Raw genomic sequence first — 17,069 nt, forward strand, 5'->3', positions numbered from 1 at the left:
TATTGCTATTGGCTGGGAATTAAGCCTTAAACAAAACGAATCGGCTTGAATTCAGGTTCATTCTTGTGATGATCATCATCACACTCTTCACCCTCTTCTTTAGTACCGCGATCGATATAACCGCTGCGCTCATTTTCAGGCAGGTTTTTCATTTCCCAGGCATACACTGCCTGCATACAGGTCTGACGTTGTTCTGGTGTCAAGGCTACACCGTTTGGCCACTTTCCAATTTCGACTGCTGTTCTTAGGCGTTCAACAATCTCAGGATTGAGTACGGCAAGCATTTGTTCAATATTCATGATTTAATCCTGCTTAAAATAATCAAAGTCCTGATTCCACCCCAGTTTGGTTCGACAGGCATTATAAAAGTCATAACCCGGTGGATGCAGAAGATTCAGTTTAAAGGGATGCTTGCGAATATGGACGCTATCACCCACATTCAAAGACACACTGTGTTGTCCATCCGCACTAACCATCGGCAGTACGCGATTTTCACGAATCAGTAATTTAATTTCACTATGTCCACCGACCACAATCGGGCGTGAAGACAAGGTATGCGGATGCATCGGTACCAAGGCAATCGCATCCATACTTGGATGTACAATCGGGCCACCACCAGAAAGCGCATACGCCGTAGAACCAGTCGGCGTAGAGACTATCAGGCCATCGCTGTGCTGACGATAGACATATTGTCCATCAATATTCAGTTCAAAATCGATCATATGTACCGATTTCCCTGAATGTAGCACCACATCATTTAGAGCAATGGCATCGTAAATCACTTCACCTTTGGAGCGAATTTCGACTTCGAGTAAAAAGCGTCGCTCAGTCTGAAAGTCACCCTTTAATACCTGATCCAGCTTGAATATCACTTCAGTCGGCTTGATATCCGTTAAAAACCCCAGACGACCACGGTTAACCCCGATCACCGGGGTATTGTACTTGACCAAGGCGCGTGCTGCATGTAATAGCGAGCCGTCACCGCCCACGACAATCACCAGATCCACCACCTCACCCAATAAGGCACGACTGACGGTTTGGGTATTTTGATAGGGAACAAGTTCAGCTGTCGCTGCATCAAAAACTGGGTGTAGGCCTAAATTGAGAAGATGATCGTGAATAAGGCATAAGGTTTCAACCACCGACGATTTATCAGGACGTCCTATTAACCCGATATTTCGAAAGGTCTTATGGGAAATTTGCACCAGTGTCGTCGCTCCGCTACGAATCCTGCTTATCATAACATTAAGCTATACCTGGATGACAATTTATAACAGTGCTTCATAGGTAGGAAATTATTTGAAATATATTCGAATTAAGGAGAAATTGTGGGGTTTCATTTTAATTTTAAGCGCATTTCTTGATTAAATATTGCAAAATAATGAAAAGCTTCGCATGATTAGCACAATTTCACAGGATCTTATAAGTATTTATGAAATCTGAACGTGGCATGGGGTTTCTTGCCTTAATTTTTTCTATTATTGTCATTTCTATCTTTGTAGCATTTAGTATCTATTTGATTAGATTAGACAATATTGTACGCGACAAGTTTGAAGGTCAGCGCTGGGATATTCCGGCCAAGGTCTTCGCACGTCCGATGGAAGTGTACGTGAATGCCCCAGTCAGCCTGCAGGATTTCCAACAAGAATTAAAATTACTCGGTTATAAAAATTCGGATAGTTATACTAAATCAGGCAACTTTGTCACCACGGGTAATACCCTGTATGTGCATACACGCGGCTTTGATTTTGGTGACCGGGTTGAACCGGAACAAATATTGAAAGTCAGTTTCAGCGGTGAACAGATTGCAGAAGTCAGCGCAACCAAACCGTCTTCAAGCGGGATTGCGCGTTTAGAACCTTTATTAATTGGTGGGATTTATCCGCAGCATAACGAAGACCGTGTGCTGATCAAGCTAAATAAAGTGCCTAAGCCCTTGATCGAAGCGCTGATCGCGACCGAAGACCGTAAGTTCTATGAGCATCATGGGGTTTCACCGCGTGGTATTGCACGTGCCGTAGTCAGCAATATTACCGGTGGTAAACGTCAGGGTGGCTCAACCTTGACCCAGCAGCTGGTCAAAAATTTCTATTTAACCCCTGAGCGCACCTTAAAACGTAAAGTGAATGAAGCCTTTATGGCGATGCTGATTGAATTGCATTATGACAAGAATGAAATTCTAGAAGCTTATCTGAATGAGGTAAATCTCGGCCAGAATGGTAACTACTCCATTAATGGTTATGGTCTGGCATCGCAGTTTTATTTTGGCCTGCCACTGCGTGAACTGAATATTTCCCAGCAAGCATTTTTGGTGGGTTTAGTCCAAGGCCCGAGTCTATACAATCCATGGCGCAATCCTGAAAGTGCGAAAAAACGCCGTGATATCGTCCTGAATAATATGCTGGTAATGGGCTATCTGACTCAGGAACAATATGAAAAAGAAACCGCACGTCCGTTAAATGTCATTTCAAAACCGACTTTAGGCCCTGCCCGCTTCCCGGATTTTCTGGATATCGTACGTCGTCAATTACGCACAGATTATCAGGAAACCGATCTGACCAATCAGGGTCTGCGCATTTTCACCACTTTAGACCCTCTGGCCCAAACCCGAATTCAGGACAGTTTTAAAGAAACGGTGGCGCGTTTAAGCAAATCCAATCCGGGTCGCCTGAAAGATTTACAGGGCGCAGTATTAGTATCGCATCCGGAAAATGGCGAACTGGTGGCCGCAGTGGGTTCTACTCAAGATTTTACCGGCTTTAACCGTGCAGTCGATGCCAAACGTCAAGTCGGATCCCTGTTAAAGCCTGTGATCTACCTGAGTGCACTGGAATCAAACCGTTATCACTGGGCGAGCCCGATTGAAGACAGTGAAATCAGCATCAAAAGTGACGGCAAAACCTGGACACCGAAAAACTATAGTGGTCGTGGACATGGTGTCATTCCAATGTCGCAGGCATTATCGCAATCTTATAACCTGTCCACTGTGCGTTTAGCACAAGAATTTGGCCTGTCTACCTTTATTAATCATCTGAAAAAATTTGGTGTAACTTCAGATATTCCATCTTATCCGTCGATTTACTTGGGTGCGGTAGATATGTCCCCGATGGAAGTGATGAACATTTACGGCAACTTTGCTACAGGCGGCTTTAAATATCCAACTAAAGCCATCCGCTCTGTGGTGGATGCCAACGGCCGCTCTCTGGATCGTTATAGCCTGAGTGTACAACCGACTATTGATCCTGCTTCCGCTTATGCCCTGAATTATGGCTTACAACAGGTCATGTCGAATGGTACAGGCCGTGCAGCCTATAACAGCTTACCACGTAGTCTGAATCTTGCCGGCAAATCCGGTACCACGAATGACAGCCGTGACTCATGGTTTGCCGGATACTCAGGTAATTATATGACCGTGGTTTGGCTCGGTCTGGATGACAACAAAGTCACTGGCTTGACCGGTTCTTCAGGTGCCCTGCCCGTGTGGACCAATGTCATGAAACAACTACGCCAAAAACCGGTGAATTTGCCACAGCCGAATGAAATCGAATGGCATTGGCTAGATCGTCATACGGGTTTGTTGTCTGCACAAGGCTGTGAAGGCGCCATGTATATCCCGATTTCGCGTCATGCCCTGCCAAATCAGGCAACTGCCTGCGGCATCTCGCATTATGCGACGGAACCTTATGATATTGATTCAGAACCTGAGCCATCTGATGCTGAACAGGATGATATGAGTCGCTATATACAAGAAAGTGAAACAGAAATAGAACGCGATCTTGAGAGCGAAACCCGTATTATCGCCAGTGGAAGTTATAGCCATTAATTGAGTCTATGTTTATGTTAAGAAAAATCCTCCCTGGTTTGCTCATCCTCAGTCTGGTGGGCTGCCAAAGTATCTCTGAGCCAGAAAAGCCAGTTACCCCAGTCAAGCCTGCGACGGAAAAACCTAAGGCAAAAACGCCAGACAGCGTAGTGATTACGCCTTATGACCGTCCTGACATCAAACGTCAGAAAATTGTCATTCCTGAACAGAAGCCGAAAAGCCAAAAGTTTGATGATGGCCGTAATCTGCCGGCTTTCAAGAGTCTGATGCAGCAAACCCAGCAGGCCTATACCAAGCAGCAGTTCGCTCAAGCTGAAGCGTCTGCAACTCAGGCACAGCGACTGGCCCCTCAGGCACCGGAAACCTATTTATACTTGGGTATGATTGCTAACCGTAAAAATCAGCCAGCAAGCGCCGATGCTTTTGCCTTACGTGGCCTGAGTTATGCACAATCTAGTGCCATGAAAAAGCAGCTTTGGCAAGTGCGCCTTAAATCTGCTCAGTTGCGGAAAAATGCCAAAGCGATTCAGCAAGCTCAACAGGCACTGAAAAAGCTTTAAGATAATTTCCCATAGAAACTGACTTACCAATAGAAATTTTGTTTTCTAAATAAAGTGTTTAAATATAGCGAATGCCGGCAATGCCATAAGCATGCTGGCTTTTTGCATAATCGAGTTCTTCAGTCTTCATTCCGCCTAAAGCAAAAACCGGAATCTGTACCTGCTCTGCCATTTGCTTGAATTGCTCCCAGCCTAGCGCAGGTGTGTCGGGATGCGTTGCAGTCGTCAGTACCGGACTAAGTAAAGCTGCTTCACAACCGATCTGTTCTGCATGCATTAAAGCGCTCAGGTCATGACAAGCCGCCAGATAACGATAACCAGATTTCAATTCGCCTTGTTTCAAGTCCATCAATTGAGTCTGTTTTAGATGAATCGTGCGAATCGTCTGCTGCTGCAATTCATTCAGTTGTGACCAAAGCTGCTGATTAATGATTAACTTGGAGAGTTGATCTACCGGATATTGCTGTAATTGCATGATCCGTTCAGGCGTTGCTTCCACGCGCCAATACAACATTTGATCTGTATCCAGACTTGATAAGATATCCAGATCTTCAGCAATCTTGATGCGCTGCGGCCATTGCAGCTTTTGAATCATGGACTGATTGGCTTTCGGGAAATTCAGCTGACCAAGTTCTTCCCGGCTATACCAACGCCAAGGCTGTTTGATTTCAGCCAGTTGAGTAGGCAGTACTGAAGCATGAAAAATATGCAAATTGACGATGAGATCTTCATATTCATGAGAAATAAAATCAGAAGCATGCCAGCGTTCGATATCAACCCCGACCTCTTCAATCACTTCGCGGCGGCAGGCTTCGACTGGTAATTCGCCCTGTTCAACTTTTCCGCCTGGAAATTCATATTTATTGCCCTGATGCTGCTTGGCCTCACGCCAGCCGACTAGAACCTGATTTTGATAAAATAAAAGCGCAATTGCGACATGAATTGTAGCTTTAGTCATGATGTACAGAACCGGTAAAGTTTTACAGATTGTAAGCAAATTAGAGTTTTTTATAAATTGCTCAATATTTCGTTGACAGATCTATTCGATAATGATTATCATTTAAATCAATCCAAAACACACCACGGAGTCGACGGAATGAACGCCCCATTTAGCCTATTCACCCGTAACAATGATACTCACCATGCCTTGCCAATGCTGCACTCCAACAATCTGTTTGCACTGGGTCGTGAAATCCGGATCATGCATGCCGGCGAAGAATACCGCTTGCGCCTGACCCGCAACAACCGTCTTATTCTGACCAAATAATTAAAACAATCTAAAATAACAAACGTGGGAAGCAGCAGTATGAATCAGCGCATACTGCTTTTTAATCTTCTAATCATGAGATTTTGCCATCAGGCTCAAAACTCAATGACACTTTAAGTCCACCCAAGTCCGACGGCGCATAGTCAATTTTAGCTGCATGCAGTGCCATAATTTTCTGGCAAATGGACAGGCCTAAACCCGAACCCTGAGTTCGCGTACCCAAAGCCCGATAAAAACGTTCACCTAAACGTTCCAGTACCTCATCAGCAATCCCCTCTCCTGAGTTTTCAATCAGTAACTGTATCTGATGCTGCTCAATAACTGTTCGGATCTCGACCTGTCCCTGTTGCGGCGTATAACGGATCGCATTGTCGACCAGATTGCGAATACAACTAAAAATCAGTTCTGGATTCGCTTCGATCACAGCATCCTCAAGTTTTAGATTCCAATGAATGTCTTTTTCTTCTGCAAAAGGCTGCAAGGCCTGCAAAGCCTCCTGAACCAGATTCTTAAGATTAATCGTTTGCGTTGCTAATTGCCCTGTTCGCTCCGGATCGAGTCGTGCCAGTAAAAGTAAATTTTCCAGTACCTGCGTGCCGCGGTTGACATCATTTTGGATCAACTGTAATGCCTGAGGGAGCTGTGCATCATCTTGATATTTGCGTTTTAAAACCTGTAGACGCATTTGAATCGCAGACAGTGGCGAACGCAGCTCATGTGAAGCATCTGCAGTAAAACGCTGTTCAGCAGCCAGTGATTTCTCCAGCCGGCCGAGCATGGCATTCAGCTGACGAATGATCGGTTGCAGTTCAGTGATTTCAGGGTCAGGTGTTTTAATAGGACTCAGATCCTGAGCAGTCTTGGAACCAATGGCACGCGAAATCTTGTTTAATGGCCGTAACTGGCGTTTGACCGAGACCCTTAGAATCAGCCATTGCACTAGCCATAAAGTGAATAAGATCCCGGCAAAGCCCAAAGTAGTTTGCCAGAGTTCATCGAAACGTACTGAAAGTGGCTGTACGATTTTGACCTGAAGGTCGTCATCTTCCGCAGTCAGTATCCGGATAAAATGACCATTTTCATAAGCAAACTGAAAGCCGTTGTTCTGTGCTTTTGGAATGGTATTAATTAATTCATCATCAATCGAAGTAGTCAGTACCTGCTGGCCCAGCAACAAGGCATACTGGATATCAAACTGTTCACTGAGTTCATCCACCTGGGCGTCTTTGGCCTGGGTCACATCGCCAAGCAGTAACTCAGAAATCTGCTCCATTAATTCATCATGCAGCTGACTGGCTTGATAACTGGAAATTCCCAATAACAGCAGCCAGGCCAATATTCCAGCCAATATCGAACTGAACAGCGCATGTTTGATCAGTTTAGTTTGCAAGGAAATAGCAGCTGACATAGGTTTATACCTCAGCCTTATGCATGCGATAGCCCAGACCGCGAATAGTCTTGATCATCTGGCTGCCGATTTTTTTACGCAGCTGATAGATAAATACTTCAATGGCATTACTTTCAATTTCATCACCCCAAGCGTACAGCGATTCTTCCAGCTGTTCACGGGTGACAATATGTTCAGGCTGCTGCATCAGCTTGTATAGAATTTGAAATTCCTTCGCAGTCAGATTCACAGCTTGACCTTCTTTAGTTAGGGTCTTGGCTTGAGTGTCCAGACTGAGATCCTGCCATTGCAGGATATGATTCGGTGTTTGCTGTTTCTGTCTGAATTGGGCACGAACTCGGGCCGAAAGTTCTTCCAGACTAAAAGGTTTGACCAGATAATCATTCGCGCCTAAATCTAGACCTTCAACCCGGTCATCAATACTGTCTTTGGCCGTAATAAAAATCACCGGCGTATCTTGATGTTGGCTGCGCAAAATTTTCAGAATGTCATCTCCAGTGGCATTCGGCAGGCCACGATCCAGCAGAATACAGTCATATTTATGCTGCTCAATCGCTAGGATCGCATGATCACCACGCTCTACCCGATCAATCACATAACCGTCCATTTCCAGCCAAGTCTGGATACTGTCTGCCTGAGACTGATCATCTTCCGCCAAAAGAATACGCATATTCTGCTCCGTTTGCTTCCTTGTTCTATCTTGCCTTGAAAAAGTTCCAGACTCAAAAAAACCACATGCTTTTTGGTAACTTGCATGTGGTTTTTTGTCGCTGTGTTCAAATTGATTTCAGCAAATCAGGCGATATTAGAAACGAACCTGATCAACCTCAATTTCAACACGTTTTGCCGGTTTATAATCAATGTCGATTTCACCTGTGATGATTACCGGTGTTTTGGCTGAAATCGGTTTGCCTTGCCAAAGTTCGTCATCAATCTCAACCGTAATGGTGCCTGTGCTGTCGCGGAACTGGTATTTTTCATCACCCACTGCTTTTACGACATAACCTTTAAGCTGAACCTTACTGTCATCTTTCATGGCCAGTGCCTGTTTGACTGTGGTCGATTTAGCAAAAGCAGCCTGATTCACAGCAGTGTCGCTACTTGCTATCGTAGCCGTCGCGATAGAACCCATCAATGCAGCTGCCAAAACCGTATTTATCATCATTTTCATCGCAATTACCTCTTTAAAGTCTTGCCTTGTTTCGATGATGCTATTAAAACAGCCGAAGATGAATTGAATCTTAAGATTGCTTCATTTTCAAAATTAATTTAAGGGCACAACTCTCAGGACTTCTTCAAGCGTGGTCACACCTTCCAGAATCTTGCGTGCCCCGGCAATTCTGAGCGGCTCTACCCCTTCTTTTTTAGCCTGCTGACGCAGCTGGTTCAGGTTGGCATCGGCACCAATCAGCTGTTTGGTGGTCAGACTCAGTGGCATAAACTCATAAATCCCGATACGGCCTTTATAGCCGGTATGCCGGCATTCTTCGCAGCCCACCGCCTTAAAGACAAATTCCGGTCGCGGCAAAGGATAATCGGCTGCCAGATGCTGCCATTCCTGTTCATTCAGGAAGCTTTCCTGTTTGCAGTGCGGACACAGCTTACGTACCAGACGTTGAGCCAGAACACCCAAGATGGTTGCTGCTGTCAAAAATGGCTGTACGCCTAAATCATGCAGACGGGTCAGACTCGACGGCGCATCATTGGTATGTAAAGTCGATAGAACCAGGTGACCGGTCAATGCTGCCTGAATCGCCATATTGGCAGTGTCCTGATCACGAATTTCTCCAACCATGATAATGTCCGGGTCCTGACGCATTAGTGCGCGCACGCCGTCAGCAAAACCGAGATCAATACCATTATTGACCTGCATCTGGTTAAAGCTAGGTTCCAGCATCTCGATCGGATCTTCAATCGTGCAGACGTTGACCTGTTCAGTCGCCAGCTGCTTCAGAGTTGAATAAAGCGTAGTAGTTTTACCGGAACCGGTCGGACCGGTCACCAGAATAATGCCATGACTATGACTGGTCAGATTGTTCCAGTCGTTGAGCAGATGACCTTCAAAACCGAGTTGCTGAAAACTTCTCACCAGCACTTCCGGATCGAAAATACGCATTACCAGTTTTTCACCGAATGCCGTTGGCAAGGTCGACAAACGCAATTCGGTTTCCTGTCCTTTTGGTGTACGGGTTTTCAGGCGGCCATCCTGTGGTTTACGTTTTTCCGCGACGTTCATCCGGCCCAGAATCTTGATCCGGGAAATGACGGCGGTCAATGTATTGGCGGGCATGTTGTAAATCGTATGCAGTACGCCATCAATCCGGAAACGAATCTTACCCGTATCTTTACGCGGTTCCATGTGAATATCACTGGCGCCCTGCTCAAAGGCAAATTGCAACACCCAGTCTACCAGTTTGACAATATGCTGGTCATTGGCATCCGGATTCTGTGAGTCACCCAGCTGTAGCAAGGCTTCGACGCCCTTATTTTCCCGGTCATAGGCAGAAGATTTTTGTGAACCACTGACTGCACGACTGACCTGATAATATTCAGTAATATAACGTTGTAGCTGTTCCGGATTCAGTAATACCCGTTGTATTTTTTTCGGGGAAATATTTTGCTCGAGATTCGACACCCATTCGGTTTTATAAGGCTGATCCGTGGCGATCAGAACTTTGTCTGCCTGAATTTCTACTGCCAAAATATGGTTGCGCAGTGCATATTCCTGCGACATGACATGGGTCAATGCCTGTACATCAGCTTTAAGCGGATCAATAATATAGAACATCAATCCGGTTTTTTCTGCCAGCCACTGACATAAACGGTTCAGGGTCAAAGTCGTTTGGGGATGGGACTGATCGACCAGATTAAAATTGGCAATCCACTGTAAAGGGTGCCATTTTAATTGTTCACGTTGCCGATGAGTGGTTTGTACCAGCATTCGGTCGCGTTCACTGATTTTACCGTCTTTAAAGAGTTGGTCTAGACACCATGCCGTATCAATTTCAAAGTCAAATTTCATTATTATCAGTCCCCAAACTTGCCTCCACTATAACAAGTTTTTGCAGTTTTTCGCATGCTCCCGACCTATCGAATGTACGTTTCTATTTCAATCTCAAAAAGAAAGTAAAGAATGGATTTGATCACTACTGCAACATTTTTGATCTATGCAAACCTGATCTCATCACATATATTTTTAAATAATCAACTCTTAGCTTGCTGAGGTCACAGATGGATTTGACTGCGGTTCCCCTGCATGCGCATTCTTTTCATGAACTGCTCACGATACTCACCTCGGCATTGGGCTGCGGCCTATTGATTGGTCTGGAGCGGGAACGGCATAAACAACGTGAGCAGCAACCGAGTTTTGCCGGCTTACGTTCCTTTGCGATCTGTGCTTTATTGGGCGCACTGTGTTTCCTGTTTGGAATCGTGATTGCTGTAATAGGTGCTTTGATCGTGGGTGGCATGGTCATTTTATCCATAAAAAATCAGCCAGATGACCCGGGCATTACCACAGAGCTTGCATTTGTGATGACCTATTTTATTGGCGCCATGTGTTTGTGGAATATTTCTCTGGCAGCCGGTCTTTCCGTGCTCTTAACCGGTATTTTGATGGCCAAACATACCATGCACAATATTGCCGGGAAATGGATTAAAGAAACCGAGTTCAGGGATGGACTGTTATTACTGGCCTTGATTTTGATTGGTCTACCGCTTACTCCTGACCGACCTTTCTGGGGTGAAGTGCTTAACCCTTATCTTATTCTCAAATTACTGACCTTAATTTTAGTGGTACAAGCTCTGGCGCATATTGCGAAACGCTTTTTCTCGACTAAAAATGCCCTGATGCTGTCCTCTATTGCTTCCGGTTTTGTTTCCAGTACAGCCACCATCGCTCAGTTAGGTTTACAGGTCCGTAAAGGTGAAATGGATGCACGATCGAATGCCGGCGCCGCACTGATGTCCTGTATCTCGACCATCGTACTGCTATTGATTGTGGTTGGAGGGGTATCATGGAGCTGGCTGAAAATCCTGCTTTTGCCCTCTTTAGTTGCCGTAATCCTTCTGGCAGCCTGTGCGTTTTTATTATTGCGCAAGGCAAAACCTGCGCCGAGCATGGAATCATCAGACAGCCAGATGTTTAGCTTAAAAGAAGCTGTGATTATTGCAGTCACATTAACATTGATTCAGGCTGGAGTTTACGGACTGGAGGTCTGGCTCGGGGATGCCGGCTTACTGGCCGGGACCTTACTCGCCTCTCTGTTCGAGATTCATGCCGCGATGGCGAGTGTCGTCGTTCAAGGTGATCCCTCCAATATGCGTCTGATTTATGCCCTGCTTTTAGGTCTGGGTGCTCATGCCCTGGCCAAATCAGCCAATGCCGCTTTGACCGGTGGCTGGAAGTTTGTACTTTATTTTGCACCGGTGCAGATTTTACATATGGCGGTGTTGATTGGGGTTTTGTGGTGGAACCTATAATCTAGGAAGGAATATGCTGGATAGCAACAATTAGCACTTGCTGAGCATGAATTTTGAAATGGATATCAACATTTGCAAACTTCATCCCATATACCCGTTCTTCATCTTCCTGATATGCAGGTCTTGGATCTAAAGATAAGACAGCTTCCAGTTCCTGAATAGTCTGCACAGAAATTTTTCCATTTCCTAGTAATTGTTGCTTTTGCTGCTCCGCTTCATCGCTCCAAATGACGGTTTTACGTGGTGGTTCATCCTGTGCATAACCGCTTTGTGCTTCAATGATGGCATCCGAATATTGAATATAAGGTTTGATATCCATAATTGGCGTGCCATCGAGCAAGTCACTCCCTGTCACATACACTCGAACATGTTTGCCCACTTTTCTCACTTCTTTGAGTTTGACCACAGATAAACCAATCGGTGATGGACGATACATGCTGCGCGTAGCAAACACGCCTATTTTCTTGTTACCACCCAAACGCGGCGGACGCACTTGTGGACGAAACTGGCTGTTGTGCTGGTTTTTATTGTCATGAAATTGCCAGACCAGCCACAAATGACTGAATTCTTCAATTCCCTCAAAGGCGAGCAGGTCATTATAGGGCCCGACCATTTCAATATAGCTTTCGACCTGAACCAGATTCGGCTGACGAGGAATACCAAATTTTTCTTTATAGGGAGAACGCATATAACCAATAATCGGCAGCGTCAGTTCAGTCATCATCACTTTTTTTGATAAGCTCAATTAAATATATTCAGTTTATCGAGAATGAATTTAGATTAGAATAGCAAGCTGTTCTAATTTGATAATTTATTGAGACCTTTAATGGCTGCTTTTAACGTCGAAAAGATTACTCACGTCCACCACTGGAATGATACTTTATTCTCTTTTAAAACGACTCGTGACACTGCTTTGCGTTTTAAAAACGGTCAGTTTGTAATGATCGGCCTTGAAGTCAATGGCAAGCCGTTAATGCGCGCATATTCAATTGCAAGCGCCAACTACGAAGAAGAGTTAGAGTTTTTCTCAATTAAAGTGCCTGATGGTCCACTGACTTCGATTTTACAGAAAGTCAAAGTCGGTGATGACATTTTGGTTTCTAAAAAGCCGACAGGTACATTGGTACTTGATGACTTGAACCCAGGTAAAAATCTTTACCTTCTTTCTTCTGGTACTGGTCTTGCACCGTTCCTGTCGACTATTCGCGATCCTGAAACTTATGAGCGTTTTGAAAAAATCATCGTAGTTCACGGTACCCGTTTCATTTCAGAACTGGCTTATCAAGATTTGATCCTGAATGAAGTGCCAAATCATGAATTCTTCTCTGAACTCGGCGCGAAAGAAAAATTGGTATATTACCCAACCGTCACCCGTGAAGAATATCCAAACCAAGGTCGTGTAACCACCGCGATTGAAACCGGTGAACTGTTTGAAAAAATCGGTCTGCCACGTTTCAACCCGGAAACTGACCGTGCCATGTTATGCGGTAGCCCTGCATTCCTAGATGACGTTGCTGCGCTTCTTGATCAACACGGTCTGAAAGAATCTCCGAAAATGGGCGTTTTAGGCGATTACGTGATTGAACGTGCATTCGTTGAAAAATAAGATTTTCTAAAATAAAAAACCGGACTTAAAAGTCCGGTTTTTTATTGGAATAATCACCAAATAATTAACGATCGCGACCTTCCTGGTTTGCAGAACCTGAACAGCCTGCGCCACCTGCAATGATGAAACCCGTTTGCGCTTTACATGAACCAATCATACGGCCATGAGAGTCAAATGTAGTCACTGACGATGCACAGCCCGTCAATATAACAGTCACTACGAGTGCAATAAGTGCTGATAATTTCATGATATTCCCCTTTATTATTTACGGTTTTAAATTAATCTGATTTTGGCTTGGTGGCGTTGGTAATAGGCCCGTAGCAGCATTTGGCGTATTATAATTCACACCCAAGGCATCGCCTGAACCACTACAATGTGCGCTCGCGATTGAAAGTAGGCCACGCGTCGCCATACATGAACCGATGATTTTTCCTGTTGCATCATAAGTCACGACTTTGGAACTACAAGCGGCTAAACCAGATATTGCCAATATTGAAAAAATTTTAATTAAATTCACATTAACCCTCGCACGATGCAAAAAACTAAATTATTAAAATTTATGTATATTTTCTGAATTTCGCCAGAGATTCTAATTTAATTTGTTTATTTGTAAAGCTTTATTTTTCAAATATTATAAAAATGGAAATAAATAAAAAGCTGCCCTGCAGGACAGCTTTAAATATAAAAATTAGCTGGATTTATGTTTAAGTGATCTTTCTTCCAGAGACTGCTTAATCACTTGATAACCTGATGTGATGCCGAGTGTAGCGATAATTACAGCCACAATAATATCCGGCCAAAGACTGCCTGTACCAAATACGCCTACGGCTGCCAAAATGACCGCAAAGTTGCCAATTGCATCATTGCGACTACAGAGCCAGACCGACCGCATATTGGAATCACCTTCACGAAAAGCATAAAGAATTGCTGCTGTAAATACATTCGCTACTAAGGCCAGCACACCAATCAGGCCCATTGTCAGTGCTTCAGGTGGAATACCTTGCAGATAGGCGTAAATCACTTTGCTAATAACCACCAGACCAAACAACGCCATGGTCACTCCCTTCACCAAAGCGACTGTTGCCCGCCAATACAGACTCGCACCGAGTACAGCCAAAGAAATTCCGTAATTGACCGCATCTCCAAAGAAATCTAGCGCGTCTGCCCACAAGGCCGATGAATGTGCATATGCACCACCGATCAGCTCCACTACAAATAAAGTCAAGTTCACCAGCAAGGCAATCCATAGCGCTGTTCTAAATTTGCTGTTGGGCTTGATGGGTGCCGGTTCAGGACTACAACTACAGGCCATATCATTCCCCCGATGATTTTTTATCTAAAATACGATAAATTGATTAGAAACTATGGACTAACTCCAAGGTCAAGCATGAGGGTGATATGTCAGTTTATTTGATTTCAGAAATGGCCAAAAAAACTGGTCTAAGCACCGATACCCTACGTTTTTATGAGAAAAAAGGCTTTATCCAGCCGAATTTTCGAGCAAGTAATCAGTATCGTTATTATGGTGAAGACGCATTAAAAAGACTGCTTTTTATCAAGCGTTGCCGTGCCTTGGACATGTCGTTAAAAGAGATTGAAACCCTGATTCAACTTGAACAAAATCCGGAACAGGACTGCTGTGCCGTCAACCAGCTGATTGATCAGCATCTTTCGGATATTTCAAATAAAATTAAAGAATTACAGATATTTGAACGGCAACTGATCACACTGAGAGAAAGTTGCAATACCCCGACCACGATTGATCATTGCCAGATTTTAAAAACGCTTGAAAACCCTGAAAATGATTGAATGTTGAAGACATTTTATTGAGAGCTCCCTACTTAAAATAAAACCGTGTTTTACCTCCAAATCGCGTATTTCCGAGTGATTTACTAGGTTGAATCCAAATTCCAGATGATTAGAATAAAGCCGTACTTTTTATATGTCTTTCGATTTGATCATGAGCATTACCACTATTACCGAACTTCTCTCACCAGCTGGCTCACTCAAAAATATGCGCTACGCTTTTGCTTATGGTGCAGATGCAGTCTATGCCGGCCAGCCGCGCTATAGCCTGCGGGTTCGTAATAATGAATTTGACCATGACAATTTAGCGATTGGCATCAAAGAAGCGCACGAACTAGGCAAAAAATTCTATATGGTGGTCAATATCCAGCCACATAACTCCAAGCTGAAAAATTTTATTCGTGACTTGGAACCTGTGGTCGCGATGCAGCCAGATGCCCTGATCATGTCCGATCCAGGTCTGATCATGCTGGTGCGTGAACATTTTCCAGAGATAGATATTCACCTGTCGGTTCAGGCCAACGCCGTGAACTGGGCAACCGTGAAATTCTGGAAAAACATGGGGCTGACCCGTGTCATTCTGTCACGTGAACTATCCATTGAAGAAATTGCAGAAATCAAACAGCAAGTGCCTGATATGGAGATTGAAGTATTCGTACATGGCGCATTGTGTATGGCCTACTCTGGCCGTTGCATGCTGTCTGGCTATATGAACAAACGTGATGCCAATCAGGGTGCCTGCACCAATGCCTGCCGCTGGGAATATAAAGTTCTGGATGCCAAGGAAGATGAAACCGGTGATGTCATTCCAGTAAAAAATCTGGATTCAGGCTGCTGCTCTAAAGATGCTGATGAACAGCACATGCAGATGCAGCACCAATTCAACGAGCCAGTGCTGTTACAGCGCAACGAAGAAGACATGTTTGCCGCAGAAGAAGATGAACATGGCACTTATTTCATGAATTCCAAAGATCTGCGTGCTGTTCAGCATGTAGAGCGCTTAACTAAAGTAGGTGTTCATTCACTGAAAATCGAAGGCCGTACCAAGTCTTATTTTTATTGTGCCCGTACTGCTCAAATTTACCGTAAAGCAATTGATGATGCGTTGGCTGGTAAACCTTTTGACCCGTCACTGATGACACAATTAGAAGGCTTAGCGAATCGTGGTTATACCGAAGGTTTTCTGCGCCGCCATGTGCATAGTGAATATCAGAATTATGAACATGGTTCCTCAAGTTTTGATCATCAAATTTTCTGCGGTGAAGTGCTGGAACGTAATGGCGATTACATCAAGATTGATGTGAAAAATCGCTTTGTGGTGGGTGACTCACTCGAACTGATGACGACTAAAGGCAATATCATCTTTACTTTAACCGAAATGAAAGACAAAAAAGGTAATCTGATCGAAGACGCCAAAGGTTCAGGTCATATTGTCGAGATTCCGGTTCCGGCAGATGTCGATATGCGATATGCCCTGCTCATCCGTAATCTGCCAAGTTCGACTGCGGATATTTCGGCATCTTCACTGGCTTATCAGGCGAGTTAAATATGGCACTGCTGATTACCGACAAATGCATCAATTGCGATATGTGTTTACCGGAATGCCCGAATGACGCGATTTATGAAGGTGCAAAAGTTTATGAAATTGATGTGAACCGGTGTACGGAATGCGTCGGTTTTTATGAGCATCAGACCTGTGTGGATGTCTGTCCGATTGAATGCATTATTCCACATCCGGAGTATCGGGAAACACAAGAACAATTACTGGAAAAATTTAAGGGTTTGAACTTATTTAAATCTTAAAAATGAAGCGATGGAATAAACATTGCTTTATGTAAAGACAACCTTGGGGAAAGTATAAAAATAAGGGTTGAAAACAAAAAGTGAGAGGCAAAGAACAGCTAAAAGTGTGTGGGGACACTTTTGGCTGATCCAATAATAAATATAAAAAAAGGAACTCGGGTGTTAGCGTCCTAAGTTCCTATAAAGCGATAATAATGTATTTATAAGATATAGCACCTCGGTTTTGGGGAACCTTGGTGCTATTTTTTTTATTGCCCCGAACGGATGATGTAATCAAAAGCAGACAATGACGCCTTGGCACCTTCACCGGTCGC

19 protein-coding genes are annotated in these 17,069 nt (G+C 44.2%); 8 read left to right on the plus strand and 11 right to left on the minus strand.

Annotated elements, in window-relative coordinates; genetic code table 11:
* Positions 1 to 26 precede the first annotated feature (26 nt).
* On the minus strand, positions 27 to 299 hold the full coding sequence (locus MWG72_RS11125) for a YeaC family protein (RefSeq protein WP_004278992.1): 273 nt from the start codon (positions 297 to 299) through the stop codon (positions 27 to 29).
* A 3-nt stretch (positions 300 to 302) separates the two neighbouring features.
* Complete coding sequence (locus MWG72_RS11130) at positions 303 to 1,241, minus strand: NAD(+) kinase (RefSeq protein ID WP_004645573.1); 939 nt, start codon at positions 1,239 to 1,241, stop codon at positions 303 to 305.
* Between the two features lie 191 nt (positions 1,242 to 1,432).
* On the opposite strand from MWG72_RS11130, the gene mrcB reads away from it, so the two are divergent.
* Together mrcB and MWG72_RS11140 are read left to right on the plus strand one after the other, a co-directional pair.
* The gene (gene mrcB, locus MWG72_RS11135; protein ID WP_247144061.1) at positions 1,433 to 3,823 is read left to right on the plus strand and encodes a penicillin-binding protein 1B; all 2,391 of its coding nucleotides are present in this window, start codon (positions 1,433 to 1,435) and stop codon (positions 3,821 to 3,823) included.
* 14 nt (positions 3,824 to 3,837) lie between these two features.
* Entirely contained in the window at positions 3,838 to 4,383 is a 546-nt protein-coding gene (locus tag MWG72_RS11140; protein WP_005103606.1) for a hypothetical protein, read from the plus strand.
* A gap of 58 nt (positions 4,384 to 4,441) precedes the next feature.
* Here MWG72_RS11140 and MWG72_RS11145 read toward each other — a convergent pair whose 3' ends face one another.
* Complete coding sequence (locus MWG72_RS11145; protein ID WP_247144062.1) at positions 4,442 to 5,341, minus strand: NUDIX domain-containing protein; 900 nt, start codon at positions 5,339 to 5,341, stop codon at positions 4,442 to 4,444.
* A gap of 138 nt (positions 5,342 to 5,479) precedes the next feature.
* On the opposite strand from MWG72_RS11145, the gene hemP reads away from it, so the two are divergent.
* Positions 5,480 to 5,650, plus strand: a complete 171-nt coding sequence (hemP, locus tag MWG72_RS11150; RefSeq protein WP_004645578.1) for a hemin uptake protein HemP — start codon at positions 5,480 to 5,482, stop codon at positions 5,648 to 5,650.
* Positions 5,651 to 5,723: 73 nt separating this feature from the next.
* On the opposite strand, the gene MWG72_RS11155 is transcribed toward hemP, so the two are convergent.
* The 4 genes from MWG72_RS11155 to tfpB all read right to left on the minus strand — a co-directional run bounded on the left by MWG72_RS11155 (position 5,724) and on the right by tfpB (position 10,080).
* Complete coding sequence (locus MWG72_RS11155; protein ID WP_247144063.1) at positions 5,724 to 7,058, minus strand: sensor histidine kinase; 1,335 nt, start codon at positions 7,056 to 7,058, stop codon at positions 5,724 to 5,726.
* Between the two features lie 4 nt (positions 7,059 to 7,062).
* Complete coding sequence (locus MWG72_RS11160; RefSeq protein WP_247144064.1) at positions 7,063 to 7,728, minus strand: response regulator transcription factor; 666 nt, start codon at positions 7,726 to 7,728, stop codon at positions 7,063 to 7,065.
* A 135-nt stretch (positions 7,729 to 7,863) separates the two neighbouring features.
* A complete protein-coding gene (locus MWG72_RS11165; protein ID WP_004645581.1) occupies positions 7,864 to 8,229 on the minus strand; it encodes a NirD/YgiW/YdeI family stress tolerance protein in 366 nt (121 codons plus the stop codon).
* 93 nt (positions 8,230 to 8,322) lie between these two features.
* Positions 8,323 to 10,080: a type IV pilus assembly ATPase TfpB gene (gene tfpB, locus MWG72_RS11170; RefSeq protein WP_247144065.1), complete on the minus strand. Its 1,758-nt coding sequence runs from the start codon at positions 10,078 to 10,080 to the stop codon at positions 8,323 to 8,325.
* 209 nt (positions 10,081 to 10,289) lie between these two features.
* Here tfpB and MWG72_RS11175 point away from each other — a divergent pair, with 209 nt between their 5' ends.
* Entirely contained in the window at positions 10,290 to 11,540 is a 1,251-nt protein-coding gene (locus tag MWG72_RS11175) for an MgtC/SapB family protein (protein ID WP_247144066.1), read from the plus strand.
* Position 11,541: 1 nt separating this feature from the next.
* Here MWG72_RS11175 and tsaA read toward each other — a convergent pair whose 3' ends face one another.
* Entirely contained in the window at positions 11,542 to 12,261 is a 720-nt protein-coding gene (tsaA, locus tag MWG72_RS11180) for a tRNA (N6-threonylcarbamoyladenosine(37)-N6)-methyltransferase TrmO (RefSeq protein WP_044113030.1), read from the minus strand.
* A gap of 105 nt (positions 12,262 to 12,366) precedes the next feature.
* On the opposite strand from tsaA, the gene MWG72_RS11185 reads away from it, so the two are divergent.
* Entirely contained in the window at positions 12,367 to 13,146 is a 780-nt protein-coding gene (locus tag MWG72_RS11185) for a ferredoxin--NADP reductase (protein WP_004279005.1), read from the plus strand.
* A 64-nt stretch (positions 13,147 to 13,210) separates the two neighbouring features.
* Here the strand turns inward: MWG72_RS11185 and MWG72_RS11190 are convergent, their stop codons facing one another.
* The 3 genes from MWG72_RS11190 to MWG72_RS11200 form a co-directional block, all read right to left on the minus strand.
* A complete protein-coding gene (locus MWG72_RS11190) occupies positions 13,211 to 13,393 on the minus strand; it encodes a YgdI/YgdR family lipoprotein (protein WP_005247454.1) in 183 nt (60 codons plus the stop codon).
* A gap of 18 nt (positions 13,394 to 13,411) precedes the next feature.
* Positions 13,412 to 13,663, minus strand: coding sequence for a hypothetical protein (locus MWG72_RS11195; RefSeq protein WP_129716483.1), 252 nt, complete (start codon positions 13,661 to 13,663; stop codon positions 13,412 to 13,414).
* A 171-nt stretch (positions 13,664 to 13,834) separates the two neighbouring features.
* Positions 13,835 to 14,458 carry a cation efflux transmembrane domain-containing protein gene (locus MWG72_RS11200; protein WP_247144067.1) on the minus strand — a complete coding sequence of 208 codons (624 nt, stop codon included), beginning with the start codon at positions 14,456 to 14,458 and terminating at the stop codon, positions 13,835 to 13,837.
* A gap of 86 nt (positions 14,459 to 14,544) precedes the next feature.
* Between MWG72_RS11200 and MWG72_RS11205 the strand changes: the two genes are divergently transcribed.
* From MWG72_RS11205 to MWG72_RS11215, 3 genes are all read left to right on the plus strand, one after another.
* The gene (locus MWG72_RS11205; protein ID WP_005106480.1) at positions 14,545 to 14,955 is read left to right on the plus strand and encodes a Cd(II)/Pb(II)-responsive transcriptional regulator; all 411 of its coding nucleotides are present in this window, start codon (positions 14,545 to 14,547) and stop codon (positions 14,953 to 14,955) included.
* A 133-nt stretch (positions 14,956 to 15,088) separates the two neighbouring features.
* Entirely contained in the window at positions 15,089 to 16,498 is a 1,410-nt protein-coding gene (gene trhP / locus MWG72_RS11210; RefSeq protein WP_243474638.1) for a prephenate-dependent tRNA uridine(34) hydroxylase TrhP, read from the plus strand.
* A gap of 2 nt (positions 16,499 to 16,500) precedes the next feature.
* Positions 16,501 to 16,755, plus strand: coding sequence for a YfhL family 4Fe-4S dicluster ferredoxin (locus MWG72_RS11215; protein WP_180038760.1), 255 nt, complete (start codon positions 16,501 to 16,503; stop codon positions 16,753 to 16,755).
* Positions 16,756 to 17,069: the final 314 nt, after the last annotated feature.

This window comes from Acinetobacter lwoffii (assembly GCF_022967985.1).
Taxonomy (GTDB): Bacteria; Pseudomonadota; Gammaproteobacteria; order Pseudomonadales; family Moraxellaceae; genus Acinetobacter.